The 18,358-nt window shown below is 76.0% G+C and carries 15 protein-coding genes; 6 read left to right on the top strand and 9 right to left on the bottom strand.

Annotation, left to right across the window (positions count from 1 at the left end; genetic code table 11):
• Positions 1-98 precede the first annotated feature (98 nt).
• From ACIQUR_RS00325 to ACIQUR_RS00310, 4 genes are all read left to right on the top strand, one after another.
• Positions 99-1,232: an LLM class flavin-dependent oxidoreductase gene (locus ACIQUR_RS00325; protein WP_403656127.1), complete on the top strand. Its 1,134-nt coding sequence runs from the start codon at positions 99-101 to the stop codon at positions 1,230-1,232.
• A gap of 304 nt (positions 1,233-1,536) precedes the next feature.
• A complete protein-coding gene (locus ACIQUR_RS00320; RefSeq protein ID WP_403656124.1) occupies positions 1,537-2,271 on the top strand; it encodes a helix-turn-helix domain-containing protein in 735 nt (244 codons plus the stop codon).
• Entirely contained in the window at positions 2,268-3,023 is a 756-nt protein-coding gene (locus tag ACIQUR_RS00315; protein ID WP_403656121.1) for an HAD family hydrolase, read from the top strand. Before ACIQUR_RS00320 ends, ACIQUR_RS00315 begins: the two co-directional genes overlap by 4 nt.
• Positions 3,020-5,416: a glycoside hydrolase family 65 protein gene (locus ACIQUR_RS00310; protein WP_403656118.1), complete on the top strand. Its 2,397-nt coding sequence runs from the start codon at positions 3,020-3,022 to the stop codon at positions 5,414-5,416. The genes ACIQUR_RS00315 and ACIQUR_RS00310 overlap by 4 nt, the downstream gene beginning before the upstream one ends.
• 173 nt (positions 5,417-5,589) lie before the next feature.
• Here ACIQUR_RS00310 and ACIQUR_RS00305 read toward each other — a convergent pair whose 3' ends face one another.
• Positions 5,590-6,834, bottom strand: coding sequence for an NAD(P)/FAD-dependent oxidoreductase (locus ACIQUR_RS00305; protein ID WP_403656115.1), 1,245 nt, complete (start codon positions 6,832-6,834; stop codon positions 5,590-5,592).
• Between the two features lie 251 nt (positions 6,835-7,085).
• A complete protein-coding gene (locus ACIQUR_RS00300; protein ID WP_403656111.1) occupies positions 7,086-7,523 on the bottom strand; it encodes a MarR family winged helix-turn-helix transcriptional regulator in 438 nt (145 codons plus the stop codon).
• 172 nt (positions 7,524-7,695) lie between these two features.
• On the opposite strand from ACIQUR_RS00300, the gene ACIQUR_RS00295 reads away from it, so the two are divergent.
• Complete coding sequence (locus tag ACIQUR_RS00295) at positions 7,696-9,825, top strand: MMPL family transporter (RefSeq protein WP_403656108.1); 2,130 nt, start codon at positions 7,696-7,698, stop codon at positions 9,823-9,825.
• Between the two features lie 132 nt (positions 9,826-9,957).
• Positions 9,958-10,575, top strand: a complete 618-nt coding sequence (locus tag ACIQUR_RS00290; protein ID WP_403656105.1) for a phosphatase PAP2 family protein — start codon at positions 9,958-9,960, stop codon at positions 10,573-10,575.
• A gap of 113 nt (positions 10,576-10,688) precedes the next feature.
• Here the strand turns inward: ACIQUR_RS00290 and ACIQUR_RS00285 are convergent, their stop codons facing one another.
• The 7 genes from ACIQUR_RS00285 to ACIQUR_RS00255 are packed head-to-tail and all read right to left on the bottom strand — an operon-like array spanning position 10,689 to position 18,358.
• On the bottom strand, positions 10,689-12,032 hold the full coding sequence (locus ACIQUR_RS00285; RefSeq protein ID WP_403656102.1) for a glutamate-1-semialdehyde 2,1-aminomutase: 1,344 nt from the start codon (positions 12,030-12,032) through the stop codon (positions 10,689-10,691).
• 7 nt (positions 12,033-12,039) lie between these two features.
• Positions 12,040-12,591 carry a dTDP-4-dehydrorhamnose 3,5-epimerase family protein gene (locus ACIQUR_RS00280; protein WP_403656099.1) on the bottom strand — a complete coding sequence of 184 codons (552 nt, stop codon included), beginning with the start codon at positions 12,589-12,591 and terminating at the stop codon, positions 12,040-12,042.
• On the bottom strand, positions 12,588-13,820 hold the full coding sequence (locus ACIQUR_RS00275; RefSeq protein ID WP_403656096.1) for a polysaccharide pyruvyl transferase family protein: 1,233 nt from the start codon (positions 13,818-13,820) through the stop codon (positions 12,588-12,590). The genes ACIQUR_RS00280 and ACIQUR_RS00275 overlap by 4 nt, the downstream gene beginning before the upstream one ends.
• Positions 13,817-14,764, bottom strand: coding sequence for a glycosyltransferase family 2 protein (locus ACIQUR_RS00270; RefSeq protein WP_403656093.1), 948 nt, complete (start codon positions 14,762-14,764; stop codon positions 13,817-13,819). Before ACIQUR_RS00270 ends, ACIQUR_RS00275 begins: the two co-directional genes overlap by 4 nt.
• Positions 14,761-16,065: a hypothetical protein gene (locus ACIQUR_RS00265; protein ID WP_403656090.1), complete on the bottom strand. Its 1,305-nt coding sequence runs from the start codon at positions 16,063-16,065 to the stop codon at positions 14,761-14,763. The genes ACIQUR_RS00270 and ACIQUR_RS00265 overlap by 4 nt, the downstream gene beginning before the upstream one ends.
• Complete coding sequence (locus ACIQUR_RS00260) at positions 16,062-17,345, bottom strand: DUF4910 domain-containing protein (RefSeq protein WP_403656087.1); 1,284 nt, start codon at positions 17,343-17,345, stop codon at positions 16,062-16,064. The genes ACIQUR_RS00265 and ACIQUR_RS00260 overlap by 4 nt, the downstream gene beginning before the upstream one ends.
• A complete protein-coding gene (locus tag ACIQUR_RS00255) occupies positions 17,333-18,358 on the bottom strand; it encodes an NAD-dependent epimerase/dehydratase family protein (protein WP_403656084.1) in 1,026 nt (341 codons plus the stop codon). The genes ACIQUR_RS00260 and ACIQUR_RS00255 overlap by 13 nt, the downstream gene beginning before the upstream one ends.

Below are 18,358 nucleotides of genomic sequence, written 5' to 3'. Positions count from 1 at the left end.
CCCAGCGGCCCCACGCACCGCCCTCCCGGCCCCACCCCCCACCCCCCACTCCCACGTCCCCGTCCTCCTCCCCGCCCCGACCCGCAAGGAGCCCAGCCGTGTCCGGCATCCCCCTCGGGGTCCTCGACCTCGTCCCCGTCCCGTCCGGCTCCACCGCCGCCGACGCGCTGCGCCACAGCATCGACCTGGCCCGCCGGGCCGAGTCCTTCGGCTACGTCCGCCACTGGTTCGCCGAGCACCACCTCAACCCGGGGGTCGCGGGCACGTCCCCCGCGGTCGTCATCGCCCTCGCCGCCTCCGCGACCTCGACCATCCGTCTCGGCTCCGGCGCCGTGCAGCTCGGGCACCGCACCGCGCTCTCCACGGTGGAGGAGTTCGGCCTGGTCGACGCCCTGTACCCGGGCCGCCTGGACCTGGGCCTGGGCCGCTCCGCCGGCCGGCCGCCCCGGCGGACGGACAGGCCCGCACCGGCCGGCCCCGCGACCCCCGTCGTGGACGGGTACGCCCCGAACGGCCTGCGCATCCCGCCCCGGTTCTCCTTCGAGCACCTGCTGGGCCACCCGCGCGTCGCGCTCCAGCAGCGCCTGCTGAACCTCCCCGGCGCCCGGCCCCAGGACTACGCCGAGCAGGTCGACGACGTCCTGGCCCTCCTCCGGGGGGACTACCGTTCGCCGGAGGGCATGGCGGCGCACCCCGTGCCGGGCGCCGGCGCCGACGTACAGGTGTGGATCCTCGGCAGCAGCGGCGGGGTCAGCGCGGAGACCGCGGGCCGCAACGGGCTGCGCTTCGCCGCCAACTACCACGTCAGCCCCGCGACGGTGCTGGAGGCGGCCGAGGGCTACCGGGCCGCCTTCAAGCCGTCGGCCGAGCTGGACCGTCCGTACCTGACGGTCTCCGCCGACGTCGTGGTCGCCGAGGACGACGCGACCGCCCGGGAACTGGCCACCGGATACGCACCCTGGGTACGCAGCATCCGCACCGCCGAGGGGGCCATCCCCTACCCGACGCCCGCCGAGGCGCGCGCCCTGCCCTGGACGGAGGCGGACACGGAACTCGTCGCCGACCGGGTGGACACCCGGTTCGTCGGCTCGGCACGCACCGTCGCCGACCACCTGGAGCGGCTCCAGGAGGCCACCGCGGCCGACGAGCTGCTGATCACCACCATCACGCACGACCACGCCGCCCGGGTCCGCTCCTACCGCCTCCTGGCCGAGGAGTGGCACCGCCGCTGACCCCGGCCCGCCCCTCGCCCCCGGTTGCGGCGGTACCGGGCCGCGGGACGCTGGAAGGGCCGGCGCGAGGCCCGTCCGGACCCCGATGGGGGCCGACCGGCCCAAGCGGGGCGGCGGGCCGGTGGCACACCCTGACGGTGCCACCGATCGCACCGCAACAGAGAGGAGGCCGCGCCATGAAGGCACTCGCCTTCCACGGGCCCGGACGGACCTCCTGGCAGGACGTACCGGACCCCTCGGTCAAGGACGCCGCCGACCCGGTCGCCGCCGTACCGTCCCGGGAGCCGTGATCACCGTGAACGCCGTGAAGAGGAGCCGGAGCAGCGCACGGCAGACGTCGGGCGAGGCGCTCGGAGAGACACAGGGAACGGCGCGGGGCACGGCGCACGGAGCACCACCCGGCCGCACGGACCTGGGCCGGCGCCTGGTGGCCCGGCGCGAGGCCCTCGGCCTCAGCCGGGAGGAGCTGGGCCGGCGCTGCGGCGCCGACGCCAACTACGTCGCCTACCTGGAGGACCACGTCGCGACACCGGCGATCGGCACGCTCCTCCGCGTCGCCGACGCCCTCGGCGTCACCGTCGACGACCTGACCGGCGCGAGCGCGGAACGGGTGCCCGGCCGGTCCGGCGCCCGGCGCGACACCGCTCTCGTACCGATGGCCGAGGACGAGTGCCGGCGGCTGCTCGGCACCCACGGCGTCGGCCGCATCGCGGTCTCCACCGACGAAGGGCCGGCCGTCTTCCCCGTCAACTACGTGACCGCCGGCCCCGGCGTGGCCTTCCGGACGGCCGTGGAGAGCCCCGCGGCCCGGGCCGCGGGCACCCGGGCCGCGTTCGAGATCGACCACATCGACGACGTGACCGCCGGTGGCTGGAGCGTGCTGCTGGTGGGCGGACTGACCGCCGTCACCGACGGGGCCGAGCTGCGCCGCCTGAGCGCCGTGGCCCGCTCCCACCCCTGGGCGGGCGGCCCCCGCAGCCACTGGATGCTGATCACGCCGGACCGGGTCACCGGCCGTCGGGTGGTGCACGGGGGATGAGCGCGCTGAGCGCCGTCGTCTTCGACACGGACGGGGTCCTCCTCGACACGGCGGCCCGCCACGCCGCCGCCTGGAAGGAGACCTTCGACGGCTGCCTCGCCGAGTGGCAGCCGCCCGGCCGGGACCCGCCGCGCCCGTTCGACGCCGTGCGCGAGTACCGGGAGCTGGTCGACGGCAGGTCCCGGCTCGACGGCGTACGGGCCTTCCTGGCCGCCCGCGCGATCCGCCTGCCCCCGGGGCGGCCGGAGGACCCGCCCGGCTGCGCGACCGTCCACGCGGTCGCCGCCCGCAAGGAGCGGGTGTTCACCGCGGGGCTGCGGACCGGGGCCGCCCGCGCGTTCGACGACGTACGCCCCGTCCTGCTGGGCCTGTCGCGGGCGGGGATCCGCTGCGCGGCGGTCTCGGCATCCCGGCACGCCCGTGCCCTGCTGGAGTCCGCGGGCCTCGCCGGCCTCCTCGGCACCGTCGTCGACGGCGAGCTGGCCGCCGTACTGGCCCTGCCCGGCAAGCCCGACCCGGCGCTGTTCCACGAGGCCGCGGCCCGGCTCGGCGCGGACCCCGCGCACACCGCCGTGGTGGAGGACGCCCTCGCCGGCGTCGAGGCCGGGCGCCGGGGCGGGTTCGGCCTGGTCGTGGGCCTCGACCGCGCCGGCGACCCGGCCGGGGACCGGGCCCTGCGCGCCCGGGGTGCCCACCTCGTGCTCCGGGACCTGTCCGGACTGCCCGCCGCACTCGCGGGCGGCCGGCCGTGACCGCGCCCTGGTGCTGGGAGTACCCGCGGTACGCCCCGGGGGCCGAGCGGCTCGTCGAGTCGCTGTGCACCCTCGGCAACGGCCGCTTCGCGACCCGCGGCGCGGCCCCCGAGTGCGTCGCCGACGACGTCCACTACCCGGCCACGTACCTCGCCGGCTGCTACGACCGGCTCACCTCCGTCGTCGGCGGCCGGGAGGTCTCCAACGAGGACACGGTCCGGCTCCCGGACTGGACCGCCCTGCGCTACCGCTGCCTGCCCGACGGCGGGCCGCCGGGGGACTGGCTCACGCCGGACCACCCCGCCCTGCGCCACTGCCGCGTCACGCTCGACCTGCACGACGGGACGCTCACCCGCCGGATGCTGTTCCAGGACGCGGACGGGCGCCGGCTGGGCGTCACCCACACCCGCCTCGTCCACATGGGCGACCCGTACCTGGCCGCGCAGCGCACCGTGTTCCGCGTGTACGGGTGGAGCGGCCGGATCGAGGCCGAGTCCGTCCTCGACGGCGACGTGTCCAACAGCGGCGTCGACCGCTACCGCGCCCTCGCGGGGCGCCACCTCGCCGGCCACCGCGCTGGGGTGGACGCGGCCGGCACGGCCTGGCTGTCCTGCACCACGACCGGCTCCCGGATCCGGGTCGGCCTCGCCGTACGGGCCGTGCCGCGGGAGCCGGCCGAGGTCCGCCGGACGGTGACGGGGACCGCCGCCGGGCACTCCTTCGTGCTGCCGGTCAGCCGGGCCGCGCCGGCCGTGGTCGTGAAGACCGCGGCCCTCTTCAGCTCGCTCGACCGCCCCTTCGACGACCCCGTCCGCAGGAGCGCCGAGTACGCCGCACGCGCCCCGGACTTCCCCTCGCTCCTGGCGGCCCACCGGGCCGCGTGGCAACGGCTCTGGAGCGAGGGCGAGTTGGCGGTCCCGCACGACACGGGCCGGATCCTGCGCCTGCACGCCTTCCACGTCCTGCAGACGCTCTCGCCCCACACCGCCGACCTGGACGCCGGCGTCCCGGCCCGGGGCCTGCACGGCGAGGCGTACCGGGGGCACGTGTTCTGGGACGAGCTGTTCGTGATGCCGTACCTCTCCCTCCACTTCCCCGGGACGGCCCGCTCCCTCCTCATGTACCGGTACCGGCGGCTGCCCGCGGCCCGGGAGGCGGCCCGCCGGAGCGGAGCGGGCGGTGCGATGTTCCCCTGGCAGAGCGGCAGTTCGGGGGCCGAGGAGACGCAGCGGCTGCACCTCAACCCGCGCTCCGGCCGCTGGCTGCCGGACCACTCCCACCTCCAGCACCACGTCGGCTCGGCCGTCGCGTGGAACGTCTGGCGGTACGGCCGGACGAGCGGCGACACCGGCTTCGTGCACGGTCCGGGCGCCGAACTCCTGCTGCACGTCGCGCACTTCTGGGCCTCCACCGCGACCTGGGACGACTCGCTCCGCCGCTACCGGATCCGCGGGGTCGTCGGCCCCGACGAGTACCACGACGCCTACCCGGACGCCGATGTCCCGGGCATCGACGACAACGCGTACACGAACGTCACCGCCGCCTGGGTACTGGCCCGCGCGCTCGACCTGTACGAGGAACTCCCGGCGGCCCGGCGCGCCGAGCTCCTCGCCCAGCTCGGCTGCGGCCGGGAGGCGCTCCGGCACTGGGACCACGTCTCGCGGCGCCTGTACGTGCCGTTCCACCAGGGCGTGATCAGCCAGTTCCACGGCTACGGCGAACTCGCCGAGCTCGACTGGGCGGCGTACCGCGCCCGGTACCACGACATCCGCCGGCTCGACCGCATCCTGGAGGCCGAGGGGGACACGCCCAACCGCTACCAGGCGTCCAAGCAGGCCGACACCCTGATGCTCGGCTACCTCTTCGCCCCCGACGAACTCGCCGCCCTCTTCAGTCGGTTGGGCTACGCCTTCGACGACGGACTGTGGCGCAGGACCGTGGCGTACCACCTGCGGCGCACCTGCCACGGATCGACGCTCAGCAGCCTGGTCCACGGCTGGGTGCTCGCCCGGCAGCAGGGCGCGGACGCCTGGCGGTACTGCCGGGAAGCCCTGCTCAGCGACATCACGGACGTGCAGGGCGGCACCACCGGCGAGGGCATCCACCTGGGGGCCATGGCCGGCACCCTCGACCTCGTCGAGCGGGGCGTCGTGGGACTCGAACCGACCGGCGGCGGCCTGCGCATCGACCCCGTCGCGCTCTCCGGCATCCCCGGCTCCGCCTTCTCCCTCTGCTACGCCGGCCACCGGGACGTCCGCATCCGCTTCCGCCCCGGCCGCCTGGGCGTGAGCGTGCCGCCGTCGCCCCTGGGGCCGGTCCCCCTGGTCCTCCCGGACGGCCGCCGCGAACACGTCGCCCCGGGCGAGGAGCGCTGGTTCCGCCTGGGCCCCTGACCCCGGCCCCGCACGCGCGCGAACGGCCCCCGACCGCGACCCGACCGACCCACGCCCGCCCGGCGTCCGGCCGCGGATGCCGCGGCCTGGGCTTCGCGGTGCCGCCGGACCCCGAGTGGCTGGGGGCCGACCGCCGGGCCTGGCGCCGTGCCGTGCCCGGCATCACGACCTCCTCAGCGAAGCCGGGTCCGGGTGAGGTCCGCGAGGACTTCGCGGGCCGCGCGGGTGCCCGAGGCGAGGGCGCCCTGGACCGAGCCCGTGGCGCGGTGGTCGCCGCAGACGTAGCGGGCGGGGGCGAAGCGGGTGGTGCGGGTCAGGGGCCAGGGCGGTGTCATGGCCGGGAGCGCGTCCACGACCGGGTAGGTGGCCACCGGCTGCCAGCGGGCGGTGTCGCAGCCGTACAGCTCGGCCAGTCTGCGGCGGACCGCGCGTTCGCGTTCCGGGGTGTCCGTGCCCAGCACCGTGGCCGAGACCAGTGCCGTGCCCGGGGGCGCGTAGCCGGGGACCACCGCGCTGAGCACGCAGGTGTTCAGGACCGTCATGGTGCTGTCGAGCAGCAGGACCGGCTCCGTCAGGGGTGCGTCGTCGGTGGCGTAGTAGAAGGTGGTGGCCGTGCGCTGGGGCGGTACCGCCAGGCCCGGCAGCAGGCCGGCCGCGGTGCGGGCGTCGGTCGCCACGACCACGGTACGGGCGGACAGGTCGCGGCCGTCGGCCAGCCGGACGCCCGTACCGGTGACCGCCGCGACCGGTGTGCGCAGCCGGAGGGTGCCCTCGGGCAGCGCCGCGGCCAGCTGGGCGGCGGCCGCGCCGATGCCTTCGGCGGGCAGGCACAGGGTGCCGCGGGCCATGCTCCGCCACACCAGGTGGAAGTAGCGGGCCGAGGTCTCCAGCCGGTCCTCCAGGAAGACGCCGGACAGGAACGGCCGCAGGACGTGGTCCACCAGGGCGGGTGTCGCTCCGGCCCGGCGGAGCGCCTCCCGGGTGCTGCGGTCACCGCGGCCCTTGAGCGCGCGGGCCGGCAGGAACGCGTCCCGCAGGGTGAGCGCCGACAGTGCCGCCAGGTCGCGGGCCGAGAGGGCGCGGCCCGGCAGCAGGGTGGCTGCGCCCTCCCGGCGGCGGCTCGGGTCCACCAGCCGCACCGGCCCGGACGGGGTGTGGGCCACCACGCCCGGCGTGAACGGGTGCAGGCGCAGCGCGCGCAGGTCGAAGCGCCGTTTCACCTGCGGGTAGGCGGTGTTGAAGACCTGGAAGCCGCGGTCCAGCAGGAAGCCGTCCCGCCGGTCGGTGCGGACGCGCCCGCCGGGGCCGTCGGACGCTTCCAGGAGTACGACGCGGAGGCCGGCCTCCGCCAGGTCCGCGGCGCAGGCCAGACCGGCCATTCCGGCGCCCACCACGATCGCGTCGTGCTCAACGGCCAACGGAGATACCGCCCTTCGAGGAGATCGGCGCCCGCCCGGACGTGACGGAGCGGCGGGCGGTGCCATGGTGGCACGGGGCCGGACGGGCCCGCCGCACCCCCGTGGGCCGGGCGCGGCGCGGGCTGGGGGCTGACCCGGCCGGCGGGGCCGGCCGCCGTACCGAGGCGCCGGTACCGAGGCGCCGGTACCGAGGGCGCGGGCCGCCGGTACCGGGGCCCCGGCCGCCGTACCGCGGCGCCGCCGCGGCGCCGTCAGCGGCGGACCAGGGCGAGCTGCCGGTTCATCTCCGTCAGGAAGCGCACCACGACGTGCAGCTCGTCGGACGTGAAGCCGGCGCGGGTGGCGTCGGTGAGCGTGGCCAGCGGCCGGAAGTAGTCACGGGCCACCTCCCGGCCGGCCTCCGCGTAGTGCAGGTGGACGATGCGCCGGTCGTGGGCGGACCGGACGCGCCGGATGTGGCCGGCCTTCTCCAGACGGTCGAGGCAGGCCGTCGTCGCCCCCGAGGTCAGGTTCATCTGCCGGCCCAGCCGGCCGGGCGTCAGGGCGCCCTCTCCGTGCGCCTCCGCCTCCAGGACGGCGATCAGGGCCTGCACGTCGGTGAGGTGGAGGCCCTGGGACTGGGCGAACTCCTGCGCGACGCGGTTGAACTCCGCGTTCATCCGGCGCAGCAACACCGCGAAGGACTGCAACCCGATCGGGTCGTCGGCCGGAAGGGAGGGCGAGGGCGAAGGCGGCGTCGAGGGTGAAGCCGGAGGGGAACTCCGAGGGGAGGCCGGGGGGGTGTCCGCGTCACGCATGGGTTCAGCATAAGATCTCTCGACGATTGAGATTCTTGATGATCAAATCAAGTGAGGAAATGACGTGAGGAACGCACCCCGCTGGGCCCGCTGGGCCGTGCCCCTGGCGCTCGTGCTCGTCTGGCTCGGCATCGGCGGCACCCTGGGGCCCTACGCGGGCAAGCTCGGCGAGGTCGCCACCAACGACCAGGCCGCCTTCCTGCCCCGCAGCGCCGAATCGACCCAGGTGCTCCAGGCCCGCAAGGCCTTCGAGGCGTCGGCGTCCGTCCCCGCGATCCTCGTGTGGACGGCCGACGACGGCGGCCGCGTGACCGCCGGCCAGCAGCGCGCGGCCACCCAGGCGGCCGCGGGCCTCGCCGGACGCCCCGGCATCGCCGGTACCCCTTCCCCCGCCGCCCTCTCCGCCGACGGGGAGGCGGTCCAGGCCGTCGTACCCCTGGCCCCCGACCTCGGGGAGCGGACCCCGGAGGTGCTGGACGAGGTACGCCGGGCCGCCGAGCGCGTGCCGGGCACCTCGGTGCAGGTCGCCGGCCCGGCGGCCACCCAGGCCGACCTCTCCGACGCCTTCGCCGGCATCGACGGCCTGCTGCTCGGGGTCGCGCTGGGCGCCGTCCTGCTGATCCTGCTGCTCGTCTACCGCAGCGTCCTGCTGCCCTTCGTGATCATCATCAGCGCGGTGTTCGCCCTCGGCCTCGCCTGCGCCGTGGTCTACGCGCTCGCCGCCCGCGACGTGGTGCGCGTCGACGGCCAGGTGCAGGGGATCCTCTCCATCCTGGTGATCGGGGCGGCGACCGACTACGCCCTGCTGCTCGCCGCCCGCTTCCGCGAGGAGCTCGCCGTACGGGGGGACCGGATCGCCGCCGTACGCGCGGCCGTGCGCCGCTCGGCCGGAGCCGTCACCGCGAGCGCCGCCACCGTGGCGCTCGGCCTGCTGGCGCTGCTGGCCAGCGACCTGACGAACAACCGCGCCCTCGGCCCGGTCGGCGCCATCGGCATCCTCTGCGCCGTGCTGACCACCCTGACCTTCCTGCCCGCCGTCCTGGCCCTGCTCGGCCGTGCCGCCTACTGGCCCGCCACCCCGAAGCCGGCCGACGCCACCGCCGAGGGCCACCGCATCTGGCAGCGCGTCGCCGCCCTGGTCGACCGGGCACCCCGCCGGGTGTGGGCCGGCACCGCGCTGCTGCTCTGCGTGCTGGCCGCCTTCGCCCCCGCCCTCTCCTCCAAGGGCGTGCCGCTGGACGAGATCTTCGTCAACGACGCACCCTCCGTCAGCGCCCAGCAGACCCTCGCCCGCCACTTCCCCGCCGGCTCCGGCAATCCGGCCGTCATCATCACCGACGCCGGCCGGGCGGCCGCGGTACGGGCGGCCGCCGAGGGCACCGAGGGCGTGGCGGCCGTACGCCCGGTCACCGCGGCCGGCGGCGGCCGGCCCGCGCCGGGCGGCCCGGCCGAACCCCTCGTCGTGGACGGCCGGGTACGCCTGGACGCCACCCTCGACGACGCGGCCGACAGCGACGCCGCCAAGGACACCGTCCGGCGGCTGCGGGAGAACGTCCACGCCGTACCGGGCGCCGACGCCCTGGTCGGCGGCTACACCGCCCAGCAGTACGACACCCAGCTGACCTCGGCGCGCGACCGGAACCTGATCGTGCCCGTCGTCCTGGCGGTCATCCTGCTCATCCTGGCCGCGCTGCTGCGCTCCCTGATCGTTCCGGTCCTGCTCGTGGCGACCGTCGCCCTCAACTTCCTGGCCACGCTCGGGGTCTCCGCGCTGCTCTTCCAGCACGTGCTGGGCTTCAGCGGCACCGACGCCTCCGTGCCGCTCTACGGATTCGTCTTCCTGGTCGCCCTCGGCGTGGACTACAACATCTTCCTGATGTCACGCGTCCGCGAGGAGAGCCTCGTGCACGGCACGCGGCAGGGCGTGCTGCGCGGCCTGACGACCACGGGCGGGGTGATCACCTCCGCCGGCGTGGTCCTCGCCGCGACCTTCGCCGCGCTGATGGTGATCCCGCTGGCCTTCCTGGTGCAGATCGCGTTCATCGTCGCCTTCGGCGTCCTCCTCGACACGCTGGTCGTCCGGTCCCTGCTGGTCCCCGCCCTCGTGCTGGACATCGGCCCCCGCGCCTGGTGGCCCAGCGCACTCGCCTCCCGCTTCGAGGAGGGACCCGTGCCGGCCCGGAACCTTGGCTAGGGTGACGGCGGAGGCCGGTGACGGCGCCCTCGACCGGGGCGGGCAGCGGGCCGGCGACGACGGGGGGCTCACGTGTCACGGACCGGCCGGGGTGTTCCGACGGGGGGCCCGCCGGCGGCCCCGGTGCTGCCCGTGCCCCAGCGCGGCCGGCTGGGACTCGTGGCCGTCCTGGCCGCGCTGGTGGTCCTCCTGCTGGGGATCCGGTACGCGGACGACAGCGGTCCCGGTGCGGTGGACGTACGGGTCGGGGCGCTGGTGGACGGGGCGCGGCCGCCCTGGTGGCGGCAGGCCGCCCTGGCCGCCGACTTCCTGGGCGAGCCCGCCGGAGCGGCCGTCCTGGTCCTGGTCGTCGCAGGGGGCTGCCTGCTCCTGCGGCGCCCGCGCGCGGCGGTGCTGGCCGTCGCGGGCGCCGGCCTGACCGTGGGGACGACGACGCTGCTCAAGCACGTCGCGGGGCGCACCATCAACGGCGGCCACCTGTCCTACCCGAGCGGCCACACCGCCTTCCTCACCGCCCTGGCCGTCTCCGTCACACTGCTCGCGGTCGAGCGCGCCGGCCGGACGGCCGGCGCGCTGGCCGTATGCGCCGCGGCGCTCGCCGCCGGTGCCGGCATGGGCTGGGCCCAGGTCGCCCTGGGCGCGCACTACCCGACCGACGTCCTCGGCGGCTGGTGCACCGCACTGGCGGTGACGCCGGCGACGGCGTGGCTGGTCGACCGGACGGCCGACGCCGCGCGGGCCCGGCCGTGACCCCCAGACGGGCCCGCCCGGCGGGCCGGGGCCCGCGGCCCCGGCCGTGACCCGCCGGCCGTGACCCGCCGAGGACCGCCGGGCGCGGGCGGCGGCCGGCGCCGCCGCCCCCGTCAGGCCAGGCGGCGGAAGACCGGCCTGACCGGCCGCCCGCCCAGCCAGGGCGTCGGGTCCCCGGCGTCCAGCGCCTTCCGGTACACCGCGCAGGCCTGGGCCACCACGTCGACGGTGTGCTCGATGTCGGCCTCGTCGAGCGCACTGCTCACCACGAACGACGGGGCCAGCACCCCGCCCGCGAGGAGCCGGCGCAGGAACAGGGTGCGGAAGGCCTGGGACGGCTGCCCGTCCCGGTCGAGGGTGGCGAAGACCAGGTTGCTGGCCCGGCCCCGTACGAGGACGTGGTCGCCGACGCCCATGCCGGCGGCGGCCTCCCGCACCCCTGCGGCCAGCCGCTCGCCCAGGGCGTGCAGCCGTGCGGTGACGCCCTCCTCCGTGTAGACGGTCTGCACCGCCATCGCCGCGGCCAGCGCATGCGTTTCCGCGCCGTGCGTGGTGGACAGCAGGAACACCCGGTCGCCGGAGTGCCGCAGCCCGCCCCGCTCCATCAGCTCGCGCCGCCCGGCCAGCGCGGAGACGGCGAAGCCGTTGCCCAGCGCCTTGCCGAACGTGGACAGGTCGGGGACCACGCCGTACAGCCCCTGGGCACCCGCCTCGGACCAGCGGAAGCCGGTGATCATCTCGTCGAAGACCAGCACGCAGCCGTGCCGGTCGGCCAGCTCGCGCAGCCCGGCCAGGTAGCCGGGCGGGGGCTCGGCGTGCCCGGCCGGTTCGAGGACCAGGCAGGCCACCTCGTCGCGGTACCGGGTGAGCAGCTCCTCGGTGGCGGCCAGGTCCCCGTACGGGAACGCCACGGTCAGCTCGGTGATCGCGGCCGGGATGCCGGCGGCCATGGGCGTGGTGCCGATGAACCAGTCGTCCACGGAGAAGAACGGGTGGTCGCCGCAGATCGCCACCCGCGGGCGCCCGGTGACGGCGCGGGCGAGGCGTACGGCCGCGGTGGTGACGTCGGAGCCGTTCTTGGCGAACTTCACCATCTCCGCGGTCGGCACCGTGGCCAGGAACCGCTCCGCCGCCTCGACCTCCACCACGGACGGCCGGACGAAGTTGCCGCCGCGGCCGAGTTCGCGCCGCACCGCCTCCAGGACGCGCGGGTGGGCGTGGCCCAGGCTCACCGACCGCAGGCCGGAGCCGTACTCGACGTACCGGTTGCCGTCGACGTCCCACACGTGGGCGCCCAGGCCGTGGCTGATGACCGGGGCCAGGCCCTCGGGGTACTGGTCGTCGCCCTTGGCGTACGTGTGCGCGCCGCCGGGCACCAGGGCGTGCAGCCGCTCGTTCGCGCGCACCGACCGGGGCAGGGCGAACCCGTCCGGGTCCGCGGTGACTTCGGTGTCCACGGTGATGTCAGCTCTCCTTCTGCTTCAGGACCTCGGCGAGGCTCGGCGCCTCCCGGTCCCGCCGGGACGTCGAGGCGGCCGGCAGCGGCCACGGAATGGCCAGGTCCGGGTCGTCGAAGGCGATGGTCACGTCCTCGGCCGGGTCGTGCGGGCGGTCGATCCGGTACGAGGTGTCGGCGGTCCCGGTCAGCGCCTGGAAGCCGTGCGCGCACCCGGCCGGGACGTACACGGTGGCCTGGGTCTCGCCGGAGAGCTCGAAGAAGGCCCGGCCGAGGTAGGTCGGCGAGTCCGGCCGCAGGTCCACCACGACGTCGAAGATCCTGCCGTACGAGCACCGCACCAGCTTGGCCTCGCCGGCGCCGGACCGCAGGTGCAGCCCGCGCAGCACGCCGCGGACCGAGCGGGACACGCTGTCCTGGACGAAGGCGCCCGGGTCGAGCCCCACCGAGCGGACCACCTCGGCGTCGAACGTGCGGCAGAAGAAGCCGCGTTCGTCGGTGTGCGGCGTCGGCTCGAACAGGAACGCGCCGGCCACTTCCGGCACTTCGGTCACCTTCATGACGTCTCCTCCAGGGCGTGGGCCCGGTCGGTCGCGGGGAACAGCGCCTTCGTCAAGGCGTCGAACTGGAGCCGGAGTTGCCGGGCCACGGCCTCGTTCCGGGCGGTCAGGACCCGGCGCAGCCCGGCCGAGCGCTCCTCCAGCTCCCGGAACTGCCCGAGCAGCCGCCCGGCGTCGACCTCGCGGGCCGGGTGGCAGTACGCGCCCAGGCCCATCCGCTCCATCAGCGCGTCGCTCTTGGCCGCGTAGCTGACCGCGAGCACCGGGGTGCCGGTCTTCAGCGCGCAGACCAGGTTGTGGTACCGGGCGGCCACCACGCTGTCGGCGGCGGCCGTCTCCTTCATCAGGTCGGCCAGCGAGGCCGTGTCGGCGGCGGTGACCAGCGGCGAGTCCACCGCCTCCAGGACCGCGGCGACCACCGGGGCGTCGCACGCGTCGCCGGTGAGCAGCCGGACCGGCCGGCCCTCCTCGGCCAGCGCGCGCACGAACGCCACGGTGCCGTCGAGGTAGCGCCGGTGGATCTCCGCGGCCCGCGCACGGTCGTCGTTGCCGCCGTGGAAGTCCATCACCCCCACGCAGACCGTGCCGGGAGCGCCGGAGGGGGCCCCGGACCGCGGCGCCGGCAGGGCGAACGCGAGGTCGGGGTAGACCTCGTCGCGCGCCGTGTCCACGCCCATCGCCCGCATCGCGTCGCGGGACGGCTCGTCCCGGTACGACCGGTACGCGGCCAGCCGCGCCGACCAGCGCACCAGCGCCCGCGTCGGACGGCTGGCGATCTCCGCGGCGCCCACGCCGACCAGCGCGACCGGGGTGCCCAGCAGCCGGCCGGAGGCGCAGAGCAGGAACAGCGCGTACGGGAAGCCCCACGGCCGCAGCGGCAGGGTCGCCTCCAGCACGCCCATGCCCGGCACGACCACCACGTCGTGCCGCCGCACCCAGGCGGCGGTGCGGAACGCGTCGACCACCTTGCCCAGGCCCTTCGCCGCGACGGCGCCCGCCCGGGACGCGGTCCGGTACTCCCCGCGGTTCCAGTGCAGCCGCGTCGCCGGGATCCCGAACCGGGCCGCGACCACCTCGGGCCCGCCGCACAGCGCGTCCACCACCGCGTCCGGGTGCTCGGCGCGCAGGTACCCGAGCACGGCCTCCAGCGAGCCGTCGTTGCCGAGGTTCCCGGACCCGAGCAGCCCGAACACCCCCACCCGCACCGGGGTTCCGCCGGTGGACGTCACCCGCGCCTCCCCTCGCGCCCGGCGACCAGCTCGTCGACGGACACGGTGAGCAGGGCCGGGTCCACCGGGGTGCGGTCCTCGACCCGCTCACCGGCACCCGGCCGGGCCCGGCTGGCCATCCACGCGGCCAGGTGGCGGTAGCAGGCGCGCCGGTCGGCCGGAGACAGCGGCGCCCGCCGGATCGCCGCGACGAAGCCCCACACGTACTCGGCCAGCAGCCGCGGCGTCGGGTGCAGCGGCCCCGCCCGGCGCGGGTCCAGGTTCACGCAGCGCGAGCGCTTCGACGGGTTGGCCCGCTCGGCGCGGGTGGGGTGGTCGCGGCGGAAGTACAGCAGCTCCGGCACCTGGTGGAAGGGCCCGTGCAGGCCGATCTCGGTGACGAAGGTGCGGTCCGCGTGGTGGTAGCTGTCGTGCGGCTTCACCCGCCGCAGCACGTCGGCCCGCATCACCCCGTAGAAGTCGTCGCCCCCGGGCTCGAACAGCATGCTGCGGAAGCGCTCCGGCGCGGAGGGGGACGCGGTGGCGAGGGTGTACGGGTACGGCACCTTCACCTGGCCGCGCTCGTCGATGACCGCCTGGTCGGCGTGGGCGAGGATCACCCCGGGCCGCTCGTCCAGCGCCTCCACGCAGCGCTCCAGCAGCGTGCGGGCGTACAGGTCGTCGTGCGAGGCCCACTTGAACAGCTCGCCGTGGCACTGGGTGAAGACGTGGTTGTGGTTCGGCGCGGCGCCGATGTTCCGGGGCAGCCGCAGGTACCGGATGCGCGAGTCCTTCCCGGCGTACCGGCGGCAGATGTCCTGGGTCCCGTCGGTCGAGGCGTTGTCCGAGATGACCAGCTCGAAGTCCTCGTAGGTCTGGCCGAGCAGGGCGTCGAGCGACTCGGCGAGGTACTCCTCGCCGTTGTACACGGGCAGGCCGATGCTCAGCCTGGGCTGTGCGGTCATGTGGTCCTCACTTCGGGAAGGGGGTCGTGACGGCGCTCGCGCAGGGCGGCCCGGAGCTGGAGCCACCACACGGCCGAGGCGCCGACGGTCGCGGCGGCGACGCCCCAGGCCGAGCCGGCCGTGCCGGCGGCGGCCGCCCCGCCGAGGCCGCCGCCGACGTAGCAGACGGAGGCGAAGAGCTGGCAGCGCAGGCTGCGCCGGGCCGCGCCGAGCGCGCGCAGCCCGGCCGCCGCGCCGGTGCCGAGGCCGGCCCCCGCGACGCCGAGGGTGACCGGCACGACGAGCTGGGAGGCGGACTGCCAGACGCCGCCCAGCACGAACGCGCCGGCCCGGTCCGGTACGAGCAGCAGCGCCCCGCCCCACAGCAGCGCGCCGACGGCCTGCCCGCCGCCCAGCAGCAGGCAGAACGCGCCGAGGCGGTGCGGGGCCCGCCGCAGCACCCGCGCCGCCTCCGGGACGGTGACCAGCGACAGACCCATCAGCACGGCGAGGAACGGGCCGAGCAGCAGCTCGGCGCCCCGGACGGCGCCCACCGCGCCGACGCCGGCGATCGCGCCGAGCCCGTACGCCCGCAGCTGGCTCGCACCGCCGAGGCTGACGTTCTCGACCAGGTACCGGTAGCCGAGGTCGCGCTGCTCGCGCAGCCAGCCGCGGGCCCCGGCCGGCCGGGGCCGGATGCCGGACTGGACGCAGCCGTACCCGGCCGCCACCGCGGCGGAGCCGCCCCAGGCGAGCACGAAGGCGGCCACGCTGCCGACGCCGGCCGCCAGCATCATGGCCGGGACGAGCGCGACGCCCCACACCACGTCGTTGACGAACGCCTTCCGCCCGGCCCCCGCGGCGAAGAACGAGAACCGCCAGGCGTCCTGGAGCAGCAGACCGGGCAGCGTGACGGCGAGAGAGACGAACGCGCTGCCCACCGGGCCGCCGATGCCGAGCCCGGCCACCAGGCAGGCCGCCCCGACGACCGTGCCCACGCCGAGCGCGGTGCCCGTCGACCGGGTCACCGCCGCACGCCAGGACGCCTCGGGCACGCCGCTGAAGCGCACCACGAGCGGATCGGTGGCCAGCCCGCGGGACACGTTGAGCACCACGCCGTACGTCACCCAGGCGAGGCTGAACACGCCGAACGCGGACAGCCCCAGCGAGCGGGCCACGTACAGGCCCACCACGAAGTTGCTCATGCTGGAGGCCGCCTGGTCGGCCAGGCCCCAGGACAGCCGGCCGGCCAGCGCCCGCCCCGCGGACCCGGCCCGCGTCCCGGTGCCCGTCTTCTTCCCCTCGGTGGTCATCGGCGTCATTCCTTGAGCAGTCCGGCGCCGTGCAGGGCGGCGGCCGCGGCGGCCACGGTGTCGAAGGGCAGCCCCGACCGCTCGGCGACGTCGAGCAGGCTGTGCCCGCCGTCGGACAGGCTGAGCACCCAGAGCATGGCCATCTGGGCCTGCTTGGCGTCGCTGCGCCCGCCGAGCGAGTCGTACAGCCCCCGCCTGCCCAGCTGGGGTTCGCCGTACGGGCTGAGGTTGACGTACCGCCGGTTGCGGTCCAGCACGGAGAACGCCTCGCGGCAGACCGCCAGGGTGTCCGCCATCGCCTCCGGGGTGACGAAGTCCGGGTTGTCGGCCGAGGTGTGGTACTCGGGGTAGCCCGCGTACGGGGTGCGGCTGAGGGAGCCCACGCCCAGGTCGAACCCGGGCGAGCAGAACTGCCGCTCGTCGTACCCGTACGGGGTGAACTCCCTGATCTCGTGCGGCCGTCCGGACGCGGCGAGCACGTGCCGCAGCACCCGGTCGATCTCGGCGTCGCCGCGCCTGCTCTGCTTGTACGTCAGCTGCCCCCGGTCGCCGGCGCAGGCCAGCACCAGCCCGTGCCGGACCCGGTCGATCCGCTCCGCGTTCCGCGCGAGCCAGGTGATCGCCCCGATGGTGCCGGGCGCGAACAGGAACCGGTAGGTGTGGTACGGGTCCTCCGCCGCCAGCGCCCGCGCCAGCTGCACCGCCACCGCGATCCCGGCCAGGTTGTCGTTGGCCAGCGACGGGTGGCACACGTGGCAGGACACGATCACCTCGTCGGCGACCTGCCCGGGCACCACGTGCTCGGCGTACGTCAGGTGCCCGTCCTCCAGCGTGGAGTCGATCCGCACCTCGTAGTCCCCGTCGGGCAGCGCGTCCAGCGTCTCCTGCGCCAGGCAGAACCCCCACTGCGGCGTGTAGTAGCTGGTCCGGTACGGCACCCACGACGGCTGGTCCGGCAGCGTGTGCAGGTGCCCCCGCAGCTCGGACAGCGGCATGGTCGCCGACACCGGCACGCTGTAGCCGAGCACGTGCAGGCTGGACGCCGCGAAGTCGACCACCCGGCGGCCCGCGGCGTCGGCCACGTACGCGTCCCGGATGTTCCACTCCTGCGGCACCGTCCAGTCGAGCACCTGCGTCCCGGTCGGCACCTCGTGCACCTCCAGCGGGAGGTGTTCGCCGACGACCTCCAGGGTGGCGCGCACCCCGTCGCCGGTGATGCTCCGGCACAGCGGGTACAGCCGCCGCACCAGCGCGTGCATCTCCTCGCCGACCTCCGTCACCGGCTCCACCGCAGGGTGCCGTCGACGGAGCCGGCGCCGGAGGCCGCGCGCAGCACGGCGAGGCGGGTGAAGCGCTGCTCGAACGCCTCCCGGGTCAGCCCGTGCTTCCGGTAGGCGTCGGCGAGTTCCCGCGCGCCCCGCTCCACCGACCAGGCGCAGTCGAAGCCGGGCAGCGCGTCGCGGAACCGGGAGAAGTCCACCCGGTACGAGCGCGGGTCGGCCCCGTTCTCCCCGGTGATCACCACCTTCGCGCCGTCCACCGCCTGCGCGACCTGCTCGGCGATCTCGGCGACCGTCACGTTGTTGCGCTCGCTGCCGATGTTGAACGCCCGGTCGTGCACCGCCTCGCGCGGCGCGGTCAGCGCGGCCGTGAAGGCCTCGGCGATGTCCGCGGCGTGCACCAGCGGGCGCCACGGGGTGCCGTCGGAGAGCACCAGCACCTCGCCGGAGAGCAGGGCGTGGCCCACCAGGTTGTTCAGCACGATGTCGGCGCGCAGCCGCGGGGAGAAGCCGAACGCGGTCGCGTTGCGCAGGTACACCGGGCTGAAGTCGTCGTCGGCCAGGTCGTGCAGGTCGTCCTCGACCCGCACCTTGGACTCGGCGTACGGCGTCACCGGGCGCAGCGGGGCGTCCTCGCCGACCAGGGCGTCCCCGCCGGCGGCACCGTAGACCGAGCAGGTGGAGGCGTACAGGAAGCGCCGCACGCCGGCCTCGCGGGCCAGCCGGGCCAGCCGTACGGAGGCGTGGTGGTTGATGTCGTAGGTGAGCTCGGGCGCCAGCGACCCCAGCGGGTCGTTGGAGAGCGCGGCCAGGTGGATCACGGCGTCCACCCCGGCCACGTGCTCGGCGGTGACGTCCCGCAGGTCCACCCGGTGCCCGGCCGGGTCCGCGGGCCGGGGGCCGAGCAGGCAGTCGGCGAACAGGCCGGAGTCGAGGCCGACCACCTCGTGCCCGGCGGCCGCGAGGACCGGGGCCATCACGGTGCCCAGGTAGCCCTGGTGTCCGGTCAGCAGTACGCGCAA

The sequence above is a fragment of the Streptomyces sp. NPDC101132 genome, assembly GCF_044759225.1.
Classification (GTDB): domain Bacteria; phylum Actinomycetota; class Actinomycetes; order Streptomycetales; family Streptomycetaceae; genus Streptomyces.
The sequence above is the reverse complement of the archived record's forward strand: the minus strand, read 5'-3'. Positions and strand labels throughout refer to the sequence as shown.